Consider the following 16,478-nt stretch of genomic DNA (forward strand, 5'->3'; position numbering starts at 1 on the left):
CAACTATCGGCGAGATCCGGGCATCATTCGGCGAGCTGATTCGCTTGCTCGAAGAGTTCCAGCGTCACCGCGTGCAGGAAGTCACCGACCTGTTTGGGCGCCTTGCCCGCGAACGCCCGCGCATAGGTGCCCTCGAGGACGATGCCCAGTTTGAAGCAGGCCAGCACGGTGTACCAGGTGACCGCGCCGAGGTCGCGGTCGGAGAACTTGCCGTAGTGCTCGATCATCTCCGCCGCGCTCGGCAGGCCGCCGACGGTGCCGAGGGTGCCCATCAAGCCCGCGCCGACGGTGCCGGGTTCGGGTCGGGTCGCCAGCTGCCAGCCGAGGTCGAGCAGCGGGTCACCGATGGTCGACATCTCCCAGTCGACCATCGCCGCCACCTCGGGACCGTCGTAGTCGAACATCATGTTCGCCAGGTGGCAGTCGCCGTGCATGATGCCGGGCGTCCAGTCCGTCGGCCGGTGCCGTTCGAGCCAGTCGCCGGTCTGCTCGAGACCGGGGATCTGCGGGCCGGGGTAGCCCTCGTTGCCGCTGTAGGAGTCGAGCTCGCGCAGCCAGCGCGGTACCTGTCGTTCGAGGAAACCCGCGGGATGGCCGTAGTCCTCGAGGCCGAGCGCCTGGTAGTCGAGCGAGCCGAGCCTGGCGATGGCCTCGACCGCGGACAGGCCCATCTGGCGCCGGATCTCGGGATCACCGGCGTGCAGGGCGGGCAGTTCGGTCTGCGGGTTGAAGCCGTGGATGGGTTCCATCAGGTAGAAGACCGCGCCGATCACCGACTCGTCGTCGCAGGCGGCGATCACCCGTGGCGAACGCACCTCGGTTTCGGCGATAGCGGCGAGCAGCCGTGATTCCCGGCCGATCACGTCGTTGCTCTTGGCGCGCAGATGCTTGGGTCCGCGCCGCAGCACGTACTCGCGCCCGCCCCGGGTGAAGCGCAGCATCACGTTCTGTGTGCCGCCGCCGAGCGCGGTGACCGCCTCGAATTCCGTCCCGGGCAAGCCCTGTTCGTCCATCCACCGCCCGATCGCCGCGAAATCAGCGATCGCCGGGTCAACATCGACAGGTTGAGAAACAGCCATGGGGCACATTGTGCCCCGGCAGCGGTGGGGACTGCGCGGGAATGTCCACCCGCACGCCCGGCGTAATGTTTCTGCCACGATGCGCACGCTCTTGATCGACAACTACGACTCGTTCACCTATAACCTCTATCAGCTGATCAGCGAGGTCAACGGGAGCGAGCCGACCGTCGTGCGCAACGACGAGGCCGAGGGCGTCCTGAACCTGGACCACTTCGACAATGTGGTGATCTCGCCCGGCCCCGGGCAGCCGGACCGGGCACGGGACATGGGCGTGTCGACCGCGCTCATCGCGCAGACCGAGCTGCCGCTGCTCGGCGTGTGCCTCGGTCATCAGGGGATCGTGCTCGGCGCGGGCGGGACGGTGGAGCGCGCAGCACAGGCCAGGCACGGCTTTCTCGATCAGGTGACCCATGACGATCGAGATCTGTTCGCCGGTCTGCCGCAGGGCTTCACCGTGGTGCGCTATCACTCGCTCGCGGCGCGGAGCCCGCTGCCCGCGACGCTCGAGGTGACCGCCTCGACCAGCGACGGGGTGATCATGGGCGTGCGTCATCGCGAGCGGCCGCAGTGGGGTGTGCAGTTCCATCCCGAGTCGGTGTCGAGTGAATTCGGTGCCGCGCTGTTGCGCAACTTCGCCGACCTGACCAAAGCGCGCGCGCAGGTTTCCGCACCCGTCGTCGTGCGCGGCCCCTCGGCAGCAGTGCCCACCTCGCCCGAACGATCGTTTCGCTTGCAACACACGGTGATCGAACGAGCGATCGACACCGAAGCGATCTTCCTGCGCCGCTGCGCCGAAGCCGCGAGCGCGTTCTGGCTCGACAGCGAACACGTCGAACCAGGACTCGACCGATTCTCCTTCCTCGGTGACGCGAGCGGACCGCACGCCGAGATCGTCGGATACCGGGTCGGTGACGGCTCCGTCACCGTGACGGACGTCGAGGGCACCCGCACCGTCGCGGGCACGGTCCTGGACTATCTCGACCGCGAACTCCGGGCTCGGCACTGCGAGACCCCACCACTGCCTTTCGATTTCGCGGGTGGCTACGTCGGCTATCTCGGCTATGAGGTGAAAGCGGATTGCGATGGGCGCAGTGCGCACCGCTCCCCCACTCCTGATGCCCAGTGGATCTTCGCCGACCGGCTGATCGTCGTCGACCACGAGGCGGGACGAACCCACCTGCTCGCCCTGAGCGAACCCGCCACCGAGCACGACGCGCAGCGGTGGCTGCGCGAGACTTCCGACGCCCTCGACGACCTCCCGACCTGGGTCAACCCGGCCGACCTGCGCGTGCCCGCCGATCCCGACGCCGTGCAGGCACATCTGGTGCGTGGCCGCGACCGCTATCTGGCCGATATCGCGGTGTGTCAGGATCGGCTGCACGCGGGCGAGTCCTACGAGATCTGTCTCACCGACGCGGTCGCCGTCGCCGCGGCGCCCGATGACGGGCTCGACTTCTACCGGCGACTGCGCCGCTGCAATCCCGCCCCGTACGCCGCCTACCTGCGCTTCGACGGCCTCGATGTGGCCTGTTCCTCGCCGGAGCGGTTTCTCGAGATCGACCGGGACCGGGTTGTCGAGAGCAAGCCGATCAAAGGCACCGCCCCGCGCGGTCGGACCGCCGACGAGGACGAGCGCCTGCGTCGCGCGCTGGCCGACGACCCGAAAACGCGCGCCGAGAATCTGATGATCGTCGACCTGCTGCGCAACGACCTCGGCCGCGTCTGTGAAGTCGGTTCGGTGCACGTCCCGAAGCTGATGGACACCGAAACCTATTCCACCCTGCACCAATTGGTGTCGACCGTGCGCGGGACGCTGCGCCCCGACGCCAGCGTGATCGACTGTCTGCGCGCCTGCTTCCCGGGCGGTTCGATGACCGGCGCACCGAAGCTGCGGACCATGGAGATCCTGGACGAACTGGAGACCGAAGCGCGCGGGATCTATTCGGGGACCATCGGCTTCCTCGGCCTGAACGGCACCGCCGACCTCAATATCGTCATCCGCACTGCCGTGCGCTACGACGGCGAGTGGCGGATCGGCGCGGGCGGCGCGATCGTGCTGGATTCCGATCCCGAGGACGAGTACGCGGAGATGGTACTCAAGGCGGCAGCGACGTTCCGCGCGCTGCCGCCCGGAACGTGAGCATCATCGCCGCCGGCGGCCGCGCTTGTCCGGCTCCGGTTCCGGTGCGGGTTCCTCGCCCCCACGCCCGGTGATCCGCCCGAGCAGGCCGACGCCGGGCAGCTTCGCCACCGCACCCAACACGTCCTCACCCAGCGAGATCATCGCCTCGAGCCGCGGCAACAACCGGTCGTAGGTGGCGAACACCGGATCGGCCAGCGCCAATGTCCGATCGAGCCGATCGATGGTGCTGTTGAGCCGATCGACCGCGATCGAGAGGTTCTCCACCAGATCCGGCAACTGCGCGGCCAACTGCGCCGAAGCGGGCGGCAACCGAACCGCCGCGTCGAAGGCATACCCCGCCGTCTGCTGAGCGGCATCGATGGCCTGCCCCGCCGCGGTCTGCGCAGCCCCCACCGCAGCCTGCGCCGCCGACAACAATTCGGCCCCCGGCACCTTCCGCGCCTGCGCCGGCGGATCAGTCTCCTGCGCGCGCCCCCGCTTCCTCGGGTTCGTCATGACACCACTGTGCCGCAAGAACGCCATAGACGCAGGGAGGGCGCGCCCCACCCCACCGCCTCGCGTCACACCCGACATCCACCATGACCACACTCCCCTCAAATCCGCCATAACCGCCCTACCAGCCACACCGAGCACCTCAGCTCCGCCATGACCGCCCTCCCAACCCCGCACCCGCGACCCCTAGGGAGCGGCGGCCACGAAGTGGCCGGTTCGCGGCCGGGTCGCCGGTTAGCCGCCGTTGCGTAGGCGACGAAGGAGCAAGCAACGGTGGCTAACCGGCGGCCCGGCCGCGAACACGCGCGCGCCAGCGCGCCAATAAACTCTGTCGGACCCTCATGACATCATGCGAGCACCATGGAACTACGCAAGGGTGCGCACGCGCCGGTCCCGACATCGCTTCTCGCCGTGGTCGTTTCATGGCGGTCGGCACATGCCGTAGACGCGCACGCCCTGCTGGTCACCGAATCGGGCCTGGTCCGCGGTGACCGGGATTTCGTCTTCTTCAACGCGCCCCGCCATGCCTCCCAGGCGGTCACCCTCGACCAGGAACCCGCCCCCGGCACCGCGCGACTGAGCATTTCGCTGCCCCGCACCGAATCCGATGTGGCACGCATCGTCATCAGCGCGTCCCTCGACGACGCCACCTTCGACCAACTCCCCGACCTCACCTTGACCGTGCACGCCGCCGACGGCCCGATCGCCCAGTTCACCATCGACGGGATCGAGGACGTCCAGGCGATGATGTTCGGCGAGTTCTACCGCCGCGACGGCCAATGGCGCTTCCGTGCGATCGGCCAGGGTTGGGCGGGCGGATTGGCCGGGTTGGCCACCGAATTCGGGGTAACGGTGGACGAACCCACCGCCGGACGTGCCGTCACCGGATCGAGCACCCCCACGCGACCGACCCACGCCGTCATGGGCCAGTTCGAGGGCTCGCCCGACCAACGGCACCGGGCTGTTACCCCCGCTGCCGCCTATCCACTCGACGAAGTCCCGGCGCCGACCCACGCTCCCGCACTCACCCGCCGCGTCATCGACGTCCCCCCGCCACCACCGCCGGACCCGGAGCTCGCCGACTGGCACCCCGATCCGGAAACCCCCGATCAACTCCGCTGGTGGGACGGCGACGAGTGGACCTCCAGCGTCCACCCGCACATCCACGATCACCGCACCCGTTGCACCCGCTGCGGCAATCCCTTGCGTCGCAAGCTATTCGGCGGTCACGGACCGTGCAAGAACTGTTCCGAGGAGATCGAGGAATTCCTCACCCACTGGCGCAACAGGGCCAGGCGCGTGCTCGCGGGCCCCGGCACGATGTCGCAGGAATGGACCGAGGTGTGGGCCGCCCTGCGCTTCCAGCGCATCGACGAGGAGCGCGGCCGAACACTCCTGCGCGACGCGGGCCTGACCCAGGTCGAGCGCATGGTCGCCTTCGCCTTCGCCGACGGTGAGGTATTCGCCGACGAACTGGATGCCTTCGAACACGTCGTCAGCGAGCTGGCGCTGTCGGGCGCCATCGTCGACGATCTGCGCCGCCGAATGCATCGCGGCCGCACCCTCTCCCGCCTGCGCGCCGGCGAACTGCCCACCATCAACACCCCCGGCCTGCACCTCGACCCCGACGAGCGTGTTCACCTCGACCTGCCCGCCGTCCACATCCGCATGCTCGCCCGCGGTCCACGCAACACCGAGGGCCGACTCATCGGCAGCTCCAAGAAACTGCGTTTCGTCGGCGACGGTACCGGCATCGAATTGCCGTGGAACCGGGTGGTTTCAGTGCATCCCGAGCACGGCACCGTCGTGCTCGCCGCGACGTCCGCGCGGGGCGGCGCGACTTTCGGCGTCACCGATCCCGACTATGTGGCGGCAGCACTGGAGGGTGCGCTGCGCGTGTCGAAACGCCTGGTCCTGACGCCGGGACAGCTCGACAGCCGCAGCATTCCCCAGGATGTGAAAGCCCAGGTGTGGCAGCGCGACGGCGGCGCGTGCGTCGAGTGCGGCGACGGCCACTACCTGGAATTCGACCACATCATCCCGCTCAGTCGCGGTGGTGCGACGAGCGCGACGAATCTGCAGATCCTGTGCCGGGCCTGCAATCGCGCCAAGGGCGCGCGGATCTAGCTGAGGATCGCGTTCATGATGGTGCCGCCGCTGGTGGCGACCACACCGCCGATCATGGCGCCCGCGATCATCTTCGGCGACTCCATCGCGCTACCGTTCCACTTCTCCCAGGCGAACTTTCCACCGGCGACGGTGATGGCGAGCACGCCCGACAGGATCATGAACCAGGTCAGGTACTGGACCATTTTCATGATCTTGTCCGACAGCGGAGGCGCTTCCGGCGTCGGATTGCCGATCTGCGCGTACGTGGTGATGGTGTCGGCCATCGACGTCAGAATGATGCTCATAGCCTGCTCCCCTATCGCGTGACGCGAACTGCGTTCCAGCCCTGCCGTATTCGAACGTGGTCCAGGATACGGGCGCGAACCCGCTGCACACCAACAAAACCGATCGGTTCGGTCAGATGGGCGCCGACACGGTGGCACACGACCGGATACCATCAGTGCAGAGTTCATCGTCGTCCCGTTCCTCCGAGATACCGAGTGAGACCCCATGCTCCTGGCCGCCGTCACCGATACCTTGGCGCAGATCGGCAATCCGACCCCCGAAGCACCGCCACTGGCGGACAAGATCATGCAGCTGGTCAGGTACCTGACCTGGTTCATCTTGTTGTCCGGCATCATCGCCATCACTGTCGCGGGCGGAAAGTTCGCCTGGGAGAAGTGGACCGGCAGCTCCATGGAGTCACCGAAGATGGTCGCGGGCGCCATGATCGGCGGTGTGGTCGCCACCAGCGCGGGCACCATCATGCAAGCGATGCTCTAGGTTCCCGCTCCGCTCGGGTCGGTCCGGGATCAACCCGGCCCGACTCGACCGGCCAGGAACACATCGACCCGAGTTCTGTTCGGATTCAACAGAACTCGGGTCAGCTGGTTTGTCGAGTGTCGGCGCACAGCATCTACCTCCTGTCGTTCGGTGGTTCGGGTCGGCTAGGTGTAGAGCCGGTCCACGAAGGCGTTCAGGTTTTCCACCACGCGCTGGGCCTTCTCCTCCGGCGTCAGATCCTCGCGATAGCGGCTGCCCATCGACGGCCGCTTCTTGTTGCGCGCATACAGCGAACAGGCCAGATCGGTGCACATGTAGCTGCCGACCGTGTTCCCCTTGCGCCCTGACTCGCCCGTCTTGCTCGCGGTCATCAGCGAAACGCCGCCACCCGAGTGCGTGGTGAGGCAGATCGTGCACATCTGCGTCTTGCCCGATCCGCCGGTCTCGTGCCGCAGAGCGACGCTGACCAGCCCGTCCGCCCTCGGCACCGAGATATAACAGCGCCCCGCGTACGACGGGTCGGTCCAGCCGAGGAAGTCGAGGTCGTCCCAGGGCCGTTCACCCAGGTCACGCGGCACATTCAACCGCTTCGCGTCACCCTTCGAACAGTTGACGAACGACGACCTGATGTCGCGTTCGGTAATGGGTTCCATGCGTTGATCCTTTCAGTCTGCGAACAGCAAACGATAGACACGCTAACGATCCCCACCTGCGGAGACAACCGGATTTCCGACCGCCCAGCCGACGCTGGGCGACCCGTCAGCCGACGATCCCCGCAGTACGGGCGGCGCGCAGCCAGTCCGGGAATTCGCCGAGAAGGCGCCGGTAGAGCTCGGCGTCGTCGACCTGGTCGATATCGTCGAGGGCGAAGAAGCCCGCGTTGTCGACGATGCGGCCGTCGAGTTCGTCGAGGGTGCGCAGAACGCCGAAGTTGGCTTTGCCCAGGCCGATGAACTGCCAGAAGGCGGGCAAGTGGGCGGCCTCGCGCATCAGTGCGGCGATCTCGCGTTTCTTCGCGAAGCCGCCGTCGGTGAAGAACAGCACCAGGGTGGGCTCGGTCAGGGTTTCGATGATCGCGCGCATGATCGGCAGTTCGTCGTTGCGACCGCCCATGGCGTCGTAGTCGATGCCCTCGTGCGTGCCGGTGAGATGGAGGTAGGTCTGTGCCCACCGCTCCCCGTCCGCGACGGTGATATCGGGCAGCTTCGCGTAGGTCAGTGCGTAGAGGTAGGCCTCGAGCGTGCCGTCGTCATCGAGTTGGGTGGCAACCGGAATCATCCGTTCGACGACCCGATGCACGGTGCCGCCGCGATACATTTTCTGCATGCTGCCGGTCTTGTCGATCACCAGCACCACCCGCGCTCTGGCGCCGAAAGCGCTCTTGTCGATCAGCACCTTCGCGACTTCACGCTTGCGCATGTCCAGCGTCTGCCGCTTGTCGAACGACAGCGCCGCCTCGCCGGGCACGGTCCGAACCTCGGGCGCCGCGACGACTTCCGGCTCGTCGTCGACGCTCACCCCGTGATCGGTGACCAGGTCGGCGAACCCGCCCGCATAGCCCTGCCCGACAGCGCGGACCTTCCATTGTTCGCCCCGGCGATACAGCTCGAGCGCGATCACCACCGACTCGCGATCGAGTCCGTCGATCACGTATTCGTGCAATACATTCCCCGCACGATCAGCGACCGATGCCACCGGCGCCGCGGCAGATCCGAACGTATCGCCCTGCGCCGCGACAGTGATCACCGCGCGAATCTGCGCGATCTCGCCCGGCACCGCACCGAGTGAGATCTCGAGCCCCGCACCGTTGAGCCGAACACCTGGCGCCTGTGGCTGATTGAAGAAGACGAAGTCGGCATCCGAGCGCACTTTCCCCGCCTCGGTCACCAACAGCGCGGAGAGATCGGCCGCGACCCCGCCCCGAACCGACAGCACCACCTCGCCCGGCTCCAGTCCAGCGTTCTGTCCCTTCACCAGCGCAGCAGCCACTGTCGCTCCTCATCTCACACCGTGCTCGGCCGTAATGCCCCACACCCTAGCGAAAACGCGCTAGATCCAACCCTTCTCACGAGCTTTGAGTGCGGCTTCGTAGCGATTGGACACGCCGAGCTTGGTCATCGCCGAGGACAGGTAGTTGCGGGTGGTGCCCGGGGAGAGGTGCGCGCGTTTGGCGATGTCCTCCACCGACGCGCCGTCGGCGGCGAATTCGAGGACGTCGGCCTCACGGGCAGTGAGGACGGTGTCCCCCGCGCTGATGGCTTCGGCCGCAAGTTCGGGATCGACGTATCGGCCCCCGTTGTGCACCGACCGGATCACCTCGGCCAGCGTCGCCGCCGAGGTCGTCTTGGGCAGGAACCCGCGCACACCCGAGGAAAGAGCGCGCTTGAGATAGCCGGGCCTGCCGTGGCTGGTGACGATCAAAGTGCCTGCGCCAGGGGTGATCCGCAGCAGTTCGACGGCAGTGTCGATGCCATCGATGCCCGGCATCTGCAGATCGATGACGGCGACCGCGGCGGGCTCACCTTCCTCGGCCCTGCGACGCCAGGCCGCGACGAGTTCCGCACCGGAACCGACGTGGGCGACGACCTCGAGATCGGGCTCCAGGCCGAGCATCGTCGCCATCGCGGCGCGGATGAGGGTTTCGTCGTCGGCCAGGAATACGGGAATCACTGATTCTCCCAATGGATTTCGAGGGTGAACTCGTCGCTGGATGTGGCGATGTCGAGGGTCGCGCCGACGGCGGCGAGTCGTTCGCCGAGGCCGCGCAGCCCGGATCGTTCGCCGATCGCGCCCTGCGGACGATCGTTGCGCAGCGACATGCCCGACCCGCCGAGGGTGAGCGTCGCGGTCGTCGCCGCCGAGTGTTCGACGATATTGGTCGTGCCTTCCCGCACCACCCAGGCCGCGACTTCGTGGAATGCCGCGGGCACCTTGGCCGCGTCTCCCTCGACGACGAGTTCGCATCCCGCCGCCGACAGCAGTGACCGCGCCCCGGCCACCTCGCCACGCAGGTCGATATTGCGGTAGCCGCGCACCAGGGTGCGCATCTGTCCCATCGACTCGACCGCCAGCGTTCTGACCTCTTCCATCTCCGCTGTCGCCCGCTCGCTGTCGCCCGCTCGCGACAGCGCTACCGCCAGTTCGCTTTTCACCGCGATGGCCGAGAACCCGCGGCCGACGACATCGTGCAGGTCCCGAGAGAAACGCAGCCGTTCCTCGGCGACCTGGAGTTGGGCCTCGACACCTTTGGTTCGCTCCAATTCGTCGATGATTCCCAGTCCCCACACCGTGAGCCGGGTCAACACGATCGCGCAGATCCCGGTGATCACCAGCACCGCCGCCCCCTGAAGGCCTGCGCGTAGCGGCGTTCCGAAGACCAGCAGCGGGGTGGCCACACTGAGACCGATCAGAATCCACCACTTGTGGCGGGTGAACGGGATGACGGAGAAGATCGCCATGATCACCGCAGCCATGCCCACCATGCGCGCGCTGACGACAGTCGACTCGTTGCTCGCCACTCGGGCGACTACCCCACTGATCGCCCACAGTGTGGCCAGCACCGCGACGGCGATCGGCAACATCCGTGGCCGCGTCACCACGCCGGGGAAGGTGGCGAAATCAGGTTGCGCCTCCAGTGCGACAGCGGCCGCGAGGCCAGCGACGACGATCCCGAGCACCGACGGCACAGACTCGGCTTTGATCGCCAGCACTACGACCAGCACGGCGATCACCGCCTGGAACGAGACCCGGCTGTAGAGCCGGAACTTGGCCGCCCCCGACAACTCGTGCCACCAGGCGGTCGCGCGCATCACCCGCGATCGTCCCAGCGGAAGCTCTTGCGGGTCAGCGCGAGCGCCAGCACGGTCCATAGCGCCAGTGTCGCAAACGGTCGGCCGGATTCGGTGACGGTGTCCACGAAGCCCAGCGCGGCGTCGGATTCGGCGACCGCCGACATCTTGCCCGCCGCGCCGAGGGAGATGAGGTCGGAGACGGCGGCGAACGGGGTCAAGTCGGCCAACTGTGCCAGCCGGTCCGGCAGCACACCACGAATGGAGGACATGCCGAGCATCGCGATGATCATCACCGGCAGCGAGGTGATCTGCGCCGCCTCCGCGTTCTTGGTGTACGCGCTGGTCGCCAGGGCGAGCAGCGAGAACAGCACCGTTCCGCCGACGAGCGCGACCACGATCGCCAGCGGGTTGACCGGCGCGGGTGTGCCGGTTCCGTAGACCACCGCGGTGACGACGGCCGTGCACGCGACCGTCATGATCGCACCGGGTATGGCCGGAGCGAGCTGGATCTGCCAGTCGGTGGCCTCACCGGTGCGCAACCGTTTCAGCACACCTTCGCTACGGCGGGTGGTCACCATCGACAGCACCGAGTAGTACTGCACGAACAGCAAGGCGAGCAGCGCGAGCATTTCGAAGGTCACTGCCGCCATCGCCGCTGTCGGCTCGGCATCTTTGCGGGCGATGAAGAAGGTGACCACCGGAATGCCGATCGGGAACACCGTCGCCATGTAAACGAGAGTCTTGTTGCGCCGGAACTGCAGCCACTCGGCTTTGGAGAGAGCGGTGAGCGGTCGACGGCGGAATCCATTGGCGGGCAAAGTGGTAGTCATCGTGCTCCGATCAAGGTGGGAGTGGTGGCCTCGGCGATATCGAGGAAGACCGATTCCAGCGACGCGGCCCGTGCTTCGAGCCCGGTCAACCGCACGCCCGCTTCGCGTGCCCAGCCGAGCAGCTCGAACAGGTGGCCCTGTAAATCGTTGGTGCTGATGGTGACTCGCGCGCCGGCATCGACGCGGGCGCCACGGAACTGCGGCACGGGCAGTCCCGGGTGGTCGAAGGCGATACGCGCCGGATGGTCCTCGACGATGTCGCGCAGCGTGCCCCTGCGGGCGATCGCGCCCTTGTGCATGATCGCGATCTGATCGGCCAGTGCTTCGGCCTCGTCCAGATAGTGCGTGGTGAGCACCATCGTCACCCCCGACGCTTTGAGGTCGGCGAGCAATTGCCATGTCCCACGCCGACTTTCCGGATCGAGGCCGGTGGTCGGTTCGTCCAGGAACAGCAAGCGCGGCTGCCCGAGCAGGGCGCACGCCAGATCGACGCGGCGTTGCTCACCACCCGACAGCGAGCCGACCCGCACCCCGGCCCGATCGGTCAGGCCGACCTGCGCCAGCACAGCCTCGGCGGTGGTCGGATCGGTGCACGTCCCCCGCCACATCTCCAGCGTCTCGCCGACTGTCAGCTCGGCCGGCAACCCACCGGACTGCAACATGATGCCGACCCTCGCGCGGACCTGGGCGCGGTGCCGGAGGGGGTCGAGGCCGAAGACTTCGACCTCACCCACCGAGGGGGCGACGAGCCCTTCCAGCATGTCCAGCGTCGAGGTCTTGCCCGCACCGTTCGTCCCGAGCAGCGCGAACACCTCCCCCTCGTGCACCTCGAGGTCGACACCTTTGACGGCTTCGAATGCGTCGTCGCCGCGACCGTACGTTCGGCGCAGCCCGCGTGCGGTGATGACGTCTGTGTTTCCCATGCCTTCTACGGTGGTCGACGCGGGGTGTCACCAGTAGTAAGCGCAGTCACCGATGCGCGATGGGATTCGCATGGGTCGGTCATGACATACGTCATCGGTCCCAGCAGCGACCACCTCGTACCCGCCGCCTGCTCGCTTGACGATTCACCATCCGCCGGTCCATCGCAGGTCTACTATTGAACGTAGTAGAACGAGATCGGAGGGGCCATGAGCGATCCGAACAATGCCGATCCCAGGCGTGAAACCAAGAGGTAACTGCTGGCACGGCTGGTGGAATCGAGTTCTCAGTTCCTGAACAAGCGCGGGATCTTCCTGGGCCGCCGATCGACGAAACTTCATGTGGCCCTGTACCGCCGGACCAACGGCCGAGTGGGTGGCCACCTGCCCGCCTGGCCCGATGCCCGAATCCTGCTCCTCGACCACGTCGGCGCCAAGTCCGGCACCCACCGAACATCACCCTTGATGTACCACGCCGACGGCGACCTCATCGCCGTAGCCGCCTCCAAAGCCGGTCAACCAACCCACCCGGCCTGGTTTCACAACCTGAAAGCCAACCCGGACACCACCATCCGAATCGGCGCCCGCTCCCACCCCGTCCGAGCCCGCGTAGCAACCGACGCGGAACGAAACCTCCTGTGGCCGAAGTTCATCGAGTTCTTCCCGAGCTACGACTTCTACCAACGCCACGCAGGCAACCGCACAATCCCGATCGTCATCCTCATGCTCGTTTGACCGACTGGAGTAACTTCCACGAGAAGGTCAACCAGTATTCCTCGAGCTCTCCGCCGGAACCGTCGATCTGAAACTTGTACTCCGTGAACGGCGGCCAGGAATCGCCTTCCTCCACCGGTGGCCCGAAGCGCTCGACGACCTCGTCGTAGACACAGGCCCATGGACGAACGTCCTCGATGCCATTCAGCGTTGCGCGCGGAGCGTCTGCCGATCGCACGAATCCGCCGTCGAACGCGAGAATGACGTCTCGCGACGCGAGGTAGACGAAGACATAGTCCGGCCACAGGGGCAGCTCATACCCGAACCGCGTCATCGTGGCGGGTGCCGGGGGTGCGAAGCCTGTCGGCTCAGTGCTGAGGAATGGCGGTGGACCCAACAGTTCAGGAGCCGATTCGAACCACACCGACGGCTTGAACAGATCCCCGGTTTCTTCTGCAGCCAGCGCCATTTTGTCTCGGCCGACACCCAGTTTCCGCAGCGCGTCATCGACGATCGGATCGTTGCGACGGAACGTGGACAGGAGCCTGAGTTGAAAGGTGCGAACACCCACATCGGTACGACCTGCCACCATGCCCCCTAGAACTCGCGGTTCCCGCAGCCTACCTACCCGTTTCGAACATCGAGGAAGCCCACGAGCTTCTTGCCTCAGCGGCGGCGCAGGGATGGGTTGAGCAGAGAGGGTGGGGTGTCGTGCTTTTCGTGGGGGGCGAGGTCGGTGCCGGGGGCGACGATCGCATCGATGGCGTCGAGGACTTCGGGGGGCAGTACGGTGTCGGCGGCGGCCAGTTGGGAGTGCAAGTGGTCCATGGTGCGTGGGCCGATGATGGCGCTGGTGACGGCGGGGTGGGCGGTGACGAAACCTAGGGCGAGTTGGATCAGGCTCAGGCCGGCCTGGTCGGCCACCGTGGCTAGTTGTTCGACGGCGGTCATCTTGGCGTGGTTGGTCGGGGTGGTGGTGTCGTAGCGGTCGGGCATGAATGTCGAACGGCTGGTGGTTATTTCGCGGTCGGCGCGGATCGCGCCCGAGAGCCAACCCGAGGCCAGCGGGCTCCAGGCGAGCACGCCGAGGCCGTATTCCTCGGTGACCGGCAGGACGTGAGTTTCGATGCCGCGCTGGAGGATCGAGTAGCTGGGCTGTTCGGTGACGTATCGGCTCAGGTGATGCTCTTTGGCGGCCCACTGCGCCTGCACGATGCGGTAGGCGGGAAACGTCGAGGATCCGAAGTAGCGGATCTTGCCTGCGCGCTGCAGATCGGTCAGTGCCGCGAGAGTTTCCTCGTCGCTGGTTTCGGGGTCCCAGCGGTGGATTTGATAGAGGTCGACGTGGTCGGCATCGAGTCGGCGCAGGCTGTTGTCGAGCGCGGTGGTCAACCATCGGCGCGAACCGCCGCGATGATTGCGCTCCTCGCCCATCGGCATGCTCGCCTTCGTGGCCAGCACGATGTCGTCGCGACGGCCCGCGATGGCCTTGCCGACCAGTTGCTCAGATTCGCCCTGGCCGTACATATCGGCGGTATCGATGAGATTGATGCCGCCATCGATGGCGACGTCGATCATGGCGGTGACCTCGTCCTGTGTGGACTTTCCCAGCTTGCCGAAGTTCATCGCGCCGAGCACGAGCGTGCTGACCTGAACGCCCGTACGGCCCAGAGTGCGGTAGTGCATGGCGGTTCCTCCCAGATGAGCTTGGTTCGGTTCGCCGGTTCTGGCATCCTCGACCAAGCGGAACGATGTTCCGCTAATCAACATACGGAACACCGTTCCGTTTGCCAAGGGAGGCTTCGCGACCGTGGTCGACAACCCGATCGAGGCGCCGCGCAAACGCGCGGACGCCCGGCGCAACCAGCAAGCGCTGCTCGACGCCGCCGCGGCCGCCTTCGTCGCCTCCGGCGTCGACGTCCCCGTCCGCGAGATCGCCACCCGAGCCGGCGTCGGCGTCGGCACCATCTACCGCCACTTCCCCACCCGCGCCGACCTCATCGTCGCCGTCTACCGTCACCAGGTCGAAGCGTGCGCCGAAGCCGGCCCCGCCCTCCTTGCCGCCCACGGCTCCCCCCACGCCGCACTCGGCGAATGGATAACCCTCTTCGCCGACTTCCTCACCACCAAACACGGCCTGGCAGAAGCACTGCAATCCGACGCGGCCACCTTCGAAACCCTCCATACCTACTTCCTCGACCGCCTGGTCCCCGCCTGCGCCGCCTTACTCACCGCCGCCACCACCGCAGGTGAAATCCATCCCGACATCGACCCCTACGAACTGCTCCGCGCGGTCGGCAATCTCTGCATCGGCGGCGACACTCCCCGCTACAACCCGCGCCGAATGGTCGCCCTCCTCATCGCGGGACTGAGCGCGAAGTAGACCTGAGACGCGAAGCCTGGCGCCGCCAAACTCTAGCAGCGCTAGACAGACTAGCGGTCGAATGTTACCGTTGCTCCAGCTTCTAGCGTTGCTAGATATTGGAGAGGGACCCGAAATGCTCATTGTCACCGGCCAGATCATCGCCGTCGTCGCCGTTCTCGCGAATGCCGTTGTCTACGGCACCGATGTCTGTGGGGCCGTCATCATGCGGTCCGTGTACCGCAAGCTCGACGACGCGACCGTGACCGTGAGTGCGGGATGGGGTCACTACTACGGCGACAAGCGGATGCCGATCGTCGGGGCGGGCGGCGTGGTCGCCGCGGTGCTCACCCTGCTGATCGCACTGTTGGCCGGCCAGATCGGCGCCGCTGTCGCGGCAGGCATCACGGTGGCAGCACTGCTCACCTGGCTCGCCTTCTACGTCCGCATCGCCAAGCCGATCAATACCCAGCAGACCGCCGCCGCACTGAGCGGCATCATTCCGGCCGATGCCCGCGCGCTGCAGGACAAGTGGGACAGCATTCTGAAGTACCGGGTCGCCCTGCAGTTCATCGCCCTCGCCGGACTGTGTGCCGCGCTGATCCTGTTCTGATCCCAGAAGCCGCACCGCCGACTGGACCATGCCTACGGCCGTGGGATCGTGCCCAACATCAACCGGATCGCCGATGCCCTGCGAGCGGTCGGCGGGACGGTTGCCTGGGTTCTGCCCAGCGCCGGGGAACCCACCGACGCCGCGATCGAGTTCTTCGGCCCACGAGTCGCCGAAAGCTATAGCAGCACAGGAGGTTCCGGTCCGCTGCCCGACCGCCTCTGGCCTGGTCTGACCGTCGGCGCGGGTGACCTGTTCGTCGAGAAATCCGCATTCAGCGCGTTCTTCCCCGGCCGGTGTTCGTTGCCGGGACTGCTCGAACAACGCGCGATCGACACGATCTTGATCGCGGGCACCGTCACCAACGTGTGCAGCGAGTCCTCCGCCCGTGATGCCTCGACCCTCGGCTTCCGAACGATCATGGTCGCCGACGCCAATGCCGCACGGAATGACCACGAGCACAACGCAACCCTCCACACGATCTACCGCTCGTACGGTGACGTACGCCCGACGTCCGACGTACTCGAGATGCTCAACGCCTCTCCCCCGATTACGGAATCTCGCACGACCTCCGAATAGCTGCCGAAAGCCGCGAGGATGGTGGTTGCTGCAGTCGGAGATAGTGCGCCGCTCGGAGGTGGCACC

General features: G+C 66.6%; 18 protein-coding genes. 7 read left to right on the top strand and 11 right to left on the bottom strand.

Annotated elements, in window-relative coordinates:
* Positions 1 to 23: 23 nt before the first annotated feature.
* Positions 24 to 1,088, bottom strand: coding sequence for a phosphotransferase family protein (locus ASD42_RS25540; RefSeq protein ID WP_084787306.1), 1,065 nt, complete (start codon positions 1,086 to 1,088; stop codon positions 24 to 26).
* Positions 1,089 to 1,158: 70 nt separating this feature from the next.
* Between ASD42_RS25540 and pabB the strand changes: the two genes are divergently transcribed.
* Complete coding sequence (pabB, locus tag ASD42_RS25545; protein ID WP_056821227.1) at positions 1,159 to 3,219, top strand: aminodeoxychorismate synthase component I; 2,061 nt, start codon at positions 1,159 to 1,161, stop codon at positions 3,217 to 3,219.
* A 3-nt stretch (positions 3,220 to 3,222) separates the two neighbouring features.
* On the opposite strand, the gene ASD42_RS25550 is transcribed toward pabB, so the two are convergent.
* A complete protein-coding gene (locus tag ASD42_RS25550; protein WP_056821804.1) occupies positions 3,223 to 3,717 on the bottom strand; it encodes a hypothetical protein in 495 nt (164 codons plus the stop codon).
* Between the two features lie 357 nt (positions 3,718 to 4,074).
* Between ASD42_RS25550 and ASD42_RS25555 the strand changes: the two genes are divergently transcribed.
* On the top strand, positions 4,075 to 5,841 hold the full coding sequence (locus tag ASD42_RS25555) for a TerD family protein (RefSeq protein ID WP_056821228.1): 1,767 nt from the start codon (positions 4,075 to 4,077) through the stop codon (positions 5,839 to 5,841).
* On the opposite strand, the gene ASD42_RS25560 is transcribed toward ASD42_RS25555, so the two are convergent.
* The gene (locus ASD42_RS25560; protein WP_056821229.1) at positions 5,838 to 6,128 is read right to left on the bottom strand and encodes a hypothetical protein; all 291 of its coding nucleotides are present in this window, start codon (positions 6,126 to 6,128) and stop codon (positions 5,838 to 5,840) included. The genes ASD42_RS25555 and ASD42_RS25560 overlap by 4 nt on opposite strands.
* A 205-nt stretch (positions 6,129 to 6,333) precedes the next feature.
* On the opposite strand from ASD42_RS25560, the gene ASD42_RS25565 reads away from it, so the two are divergent.
* Entirely contained in the window at positions 6,334 to 6,606 is a 273-nt protein-coding gene (locus ASD42_RS25565) for a hypothetical protein (RefSeq protein WP_056821231.1), read from the top strand.
* A 164-nt stretch (positions 6,607 to 6,770) separates the two neighbouring features.
* On the opposite strand, the gene ASD42_RS25570 is transcribed toward ASD42_RS25565, so the two are convergent.
* The 6 genes from ASD42_RS25570 to ASD42_RS25595 form a co-directional block, all read right to left on the bottom strand.
* A complete protein-coding gene (locus ASD42_RS25570; RefSeq protein WP_056821232.1) occupies positions 6,771 to 7,259 on the bottom strand; it encodes an FBP domain-containing protein in 489 nt (162 codons plus the stop codon).
* A 106-nt stretch (positions 7,260 to 7,365) separates the two neighbouring features.
* The gene (locus ASD42_RS25575) at positions 7,366 to 8,595 is read right to left on the bottom strand and encodes a vWA domain-containing protein (RefSeq protein ID WP_056821233.1); all 1,230 of its coding nucleotides are present in this window, start codon (positions 8,593 to 8,595) and stop codon (positions 7,366 to 7,368) included.
* 60 nt (positions 8,596 to 8,655) lie between these two features.
* On the bottom strand, positions 8,656 to 9,276 hold the full coding sequence (locus tag ASD42_RS25580; RefSeq protein ID WP_084465328.1) for a response regulator transcription factor: 621 nt from the start codon (positions 9,274 to 9,276) through the stop codon (positions 8,656 to 8,658).
* Positions 9,273 to 10,415 carry a sensor histidine kinase gene (locus tag ASD42_RS25585; protein ID WP_056821234.1) on the bottom strand — a complete coding sequence of 381 codons (1,143 nt, stop codon included), beginning with the start codon at positions 10,413 to 10,415 and terminating at the stop codon, positions 9,273 to 9,275. Before ASD42_RS25585 ends, ASD42_RS25580 begins: the two co-directional genes overlap by 4 nt.
* On the bottom strand, positions 10,415 to 11,227 hold the full coding sequence (locus ASD42_RS25590) for an ABC transporter permease (RefSeq protein WP_056821235.1): 813 nt from the start codon (positions 11,225 to 11,227) through the stop codon (positions 10,415 to 10,417). The genes ASD42_RS25585 and ASD42_RS25590 overlap by 1 nt, the downstream gene beginning before the upstream one ends.
* The gene (locus ASD42_RS25595; RefSeq protein WP_056821236.1) at positions 11,224 to 12,150 is read right to left on the bottom strand and encodes an ABC transporter ATP-binding protein; all 927 of its coding nucleotides are present in this window, start codon (positions 12,148 to 12,150) and stop codon (positions 11,224 to 11,226) included. The genes ASD42_RS25590 and ASD42_RS25595 overlap by 4 nt, the downstream gene beginning before the upstream one ends.
* Before the next feature lie 270 nt (positions 12,151 to 12,420).
* Here ASD42_RS25595 and ASD42_RS25600 point away from each other — a divergent pair, with 270 nt between their 5' ends.
* Complete coding sequence (locus ASD42_RS25600) at positions 12,421 to 12,882, top strand: nitroreductase family deazaflavin-dependent oxidoreductase (protein WP_235569825.1); 462 nt, start codon at positions 12,421 to 12,423, stop codon at positions 12,880 to 12,882.
* On the opposite strand, the gene ASD42_RS25605 is transcribed toward ASD42_RS25600, so the two are convergent.
* Both ASD42_RS25605 and ASD42_RS25610 read right to left on the bottom strand, forming a co-directional pair.
* Complete coding sequence (locus ASD42_RS25605) at positions 12,869 to 13,450, bottom strand: hypothetical protein (protein ID WP_156677585.1); 582 nt, start codon at positions 13,448 to 13,450, stop codon at positions 12,869 to 12,871. The genes ASD42_RS25600 and ASD42_RS25605 overlap by 14 nt on opposite strands.
* A 77-nt stretch (positions 13,451 to 13,527) precedes the next feature.
* Entirely contained in the window at positions 13,528 to 14,547 is a 1,020-nt protein-coding gene (locus ASD42_RS25610; RefSeq protein WP_056821240.1) for an aldo/keto reductase, read from the bottom strand.
* A gap of 124 nt (positions 14,548 to 14,671) precedes the next feature.
* Here ASD42_RS25610 and ASD42_RS25615 point away from each other — a divergent pair, with 124 nt between their 5' ends.
* The 3 genes from ASD42_RS25615 to ASD42_RS25625 all read left to right on the top strand — a co-directional run bounded on the left by ASD42_RS25615 (position 14,672) and on the right by ASD42_RS25625 (position 16,412).
* Positions 14,672 to 15,244, top strand: coding sequence for a TetR/AcrR family transcriptional regulator (locus tag ASD42_RS25615; protein ID WP_056821241.1), 573 nt, complete (start codon positions 14,672 to 14,674; stop codon positions 15,242 to 15,244).
* A gap of 115 nt (positions 15,245 to 15,359) precedes the next feature.
* A complete protein-coding gene (locus tag ASD42_RS25620; RefSeq protein WP_056821242.1) occupies positions 15,360 to 15,836 on the top strand; it encodes a hypothetical protein in 477 nt (158 codons plus the stop codon).
* A gap of 48 nt (positions 15,837 to 15,884) precedes the next feature.
* Positions 15,885 to 16,412 (top strand): isochorismatase family cysteine hydrolase, encoded by a 528-nt coding sequence (locus ASD42_RS25625; RefSeq protein ID WP_200950517.1) that lies wholly within the window; start codon positions 15,885 to 15,887, stop codon positions 16,410 to 16,412.
* Positions 16,413 to 16,478 lie beyond the last annotated feature (66 nt).

Origin of the sequence: Nocardia sp. Root136, from assembly GCF_001427185.1 — a bacterium.
In the GTDB taxonomy this organism is placed as follows: domain Bacteria; phylum Actinomycetota; class Actinomycetes; order Mycobacteriales; family Mycobacteriaceae; genus Nocardia; species Nocardia salmonicida.

What these genes read in the sequence shown, in the direction of transcription:
- ASD42_RS25565 (WP_056821231.1), top strand. Translation starts at nt 6,334, where the DNA reads ATGCTCCTGGCCGCCGTCACCGATACCTTGGCGCAGATCGGCAATCCG.
- ASD42_RS25620 (WP_056821242.1), top strand. Translation starts at nt 15,360, where the DNA reads ATGCTCATTGTCACCGGCCAGATCATCGCCGTCGTCGCCGTTCTCGCG.
- ASD42_RS25610 (WP_056821240.1), bottom strand. Translation starts at nt 14,547, where the DNA reads ATGCACTACCGCACTCTGGGCCGTACGGGCGTTCAGGTCAGCACGCTC.
- pabB (WP_056821227.1), top strand. Translation starts at nt 1,159, where the DNA reads ATGCGCACGCTCTTGATCGACAACTACGACTCGTTCACCTATAACCTC.
- ASD42_RS25555 (WP_056821228.1), top strand. Translation starts at nt 4,075, where the DNA reads ATGGAACTACGCAAGGGTGCGCACGCGCCGGTCCCGACATCGCTTCTC.
- ASD42_RS25570 (WP_056821232.1), bottom strand. Translation starts at nt 7,259, where the DNA reads ATGGAACCCATTACCGAACGCGACATCAGGTCGTCGTTCGTCAACTGT.
- ASD42_RS25560 (WP_056821229.1), bottom strand. Translation starts at nt 6,128, where the DNA reads ATGAGCATCATTCTGACGTCGATGGCCGACACCATCACCACGTACGCG.
- ASD42_RS25550 (WP_056821804.1), bottom strand. Translation starts at nt 3,717, where the DNA reads ATGACGAACCCGAGGAAGCGGGGGCGCGCGCAGGAGACTGATCCGCCG.
- ASD42_RS25540 (WP_084787306.1), bottom strand. Translation starts at nt 1,088, where the DNA reads ATGTGCCCCATGGCTGTTTCTCAACCTGTCGATGTTGACCCGGCGATC.
- ASD42_RS25595 (WP_056821236.1), bottom strand. Translation starts at nt 12,150, where the DNA reads ATGGGAAACACAGACGTCATCACCGCACGCGGGCTGCGCCGAACGTAC.
- ASD42_RS25590 (WP_056821235.1), bottom strand. Translation starts at nt 11,227, where the DNA reads ATGACTACCACTTTGCCCGCCAATGGATTCCGCCGTCGACCGCTCACC.
- ASD42_RS25585 (WP_056821234.1), bottom strand. Translation starts at nt 10,415, where the DNA reads ATGCGCGCGACCGCCTGGTGGCACGAGTTGTCGGGGGCGGCCAAGTTC.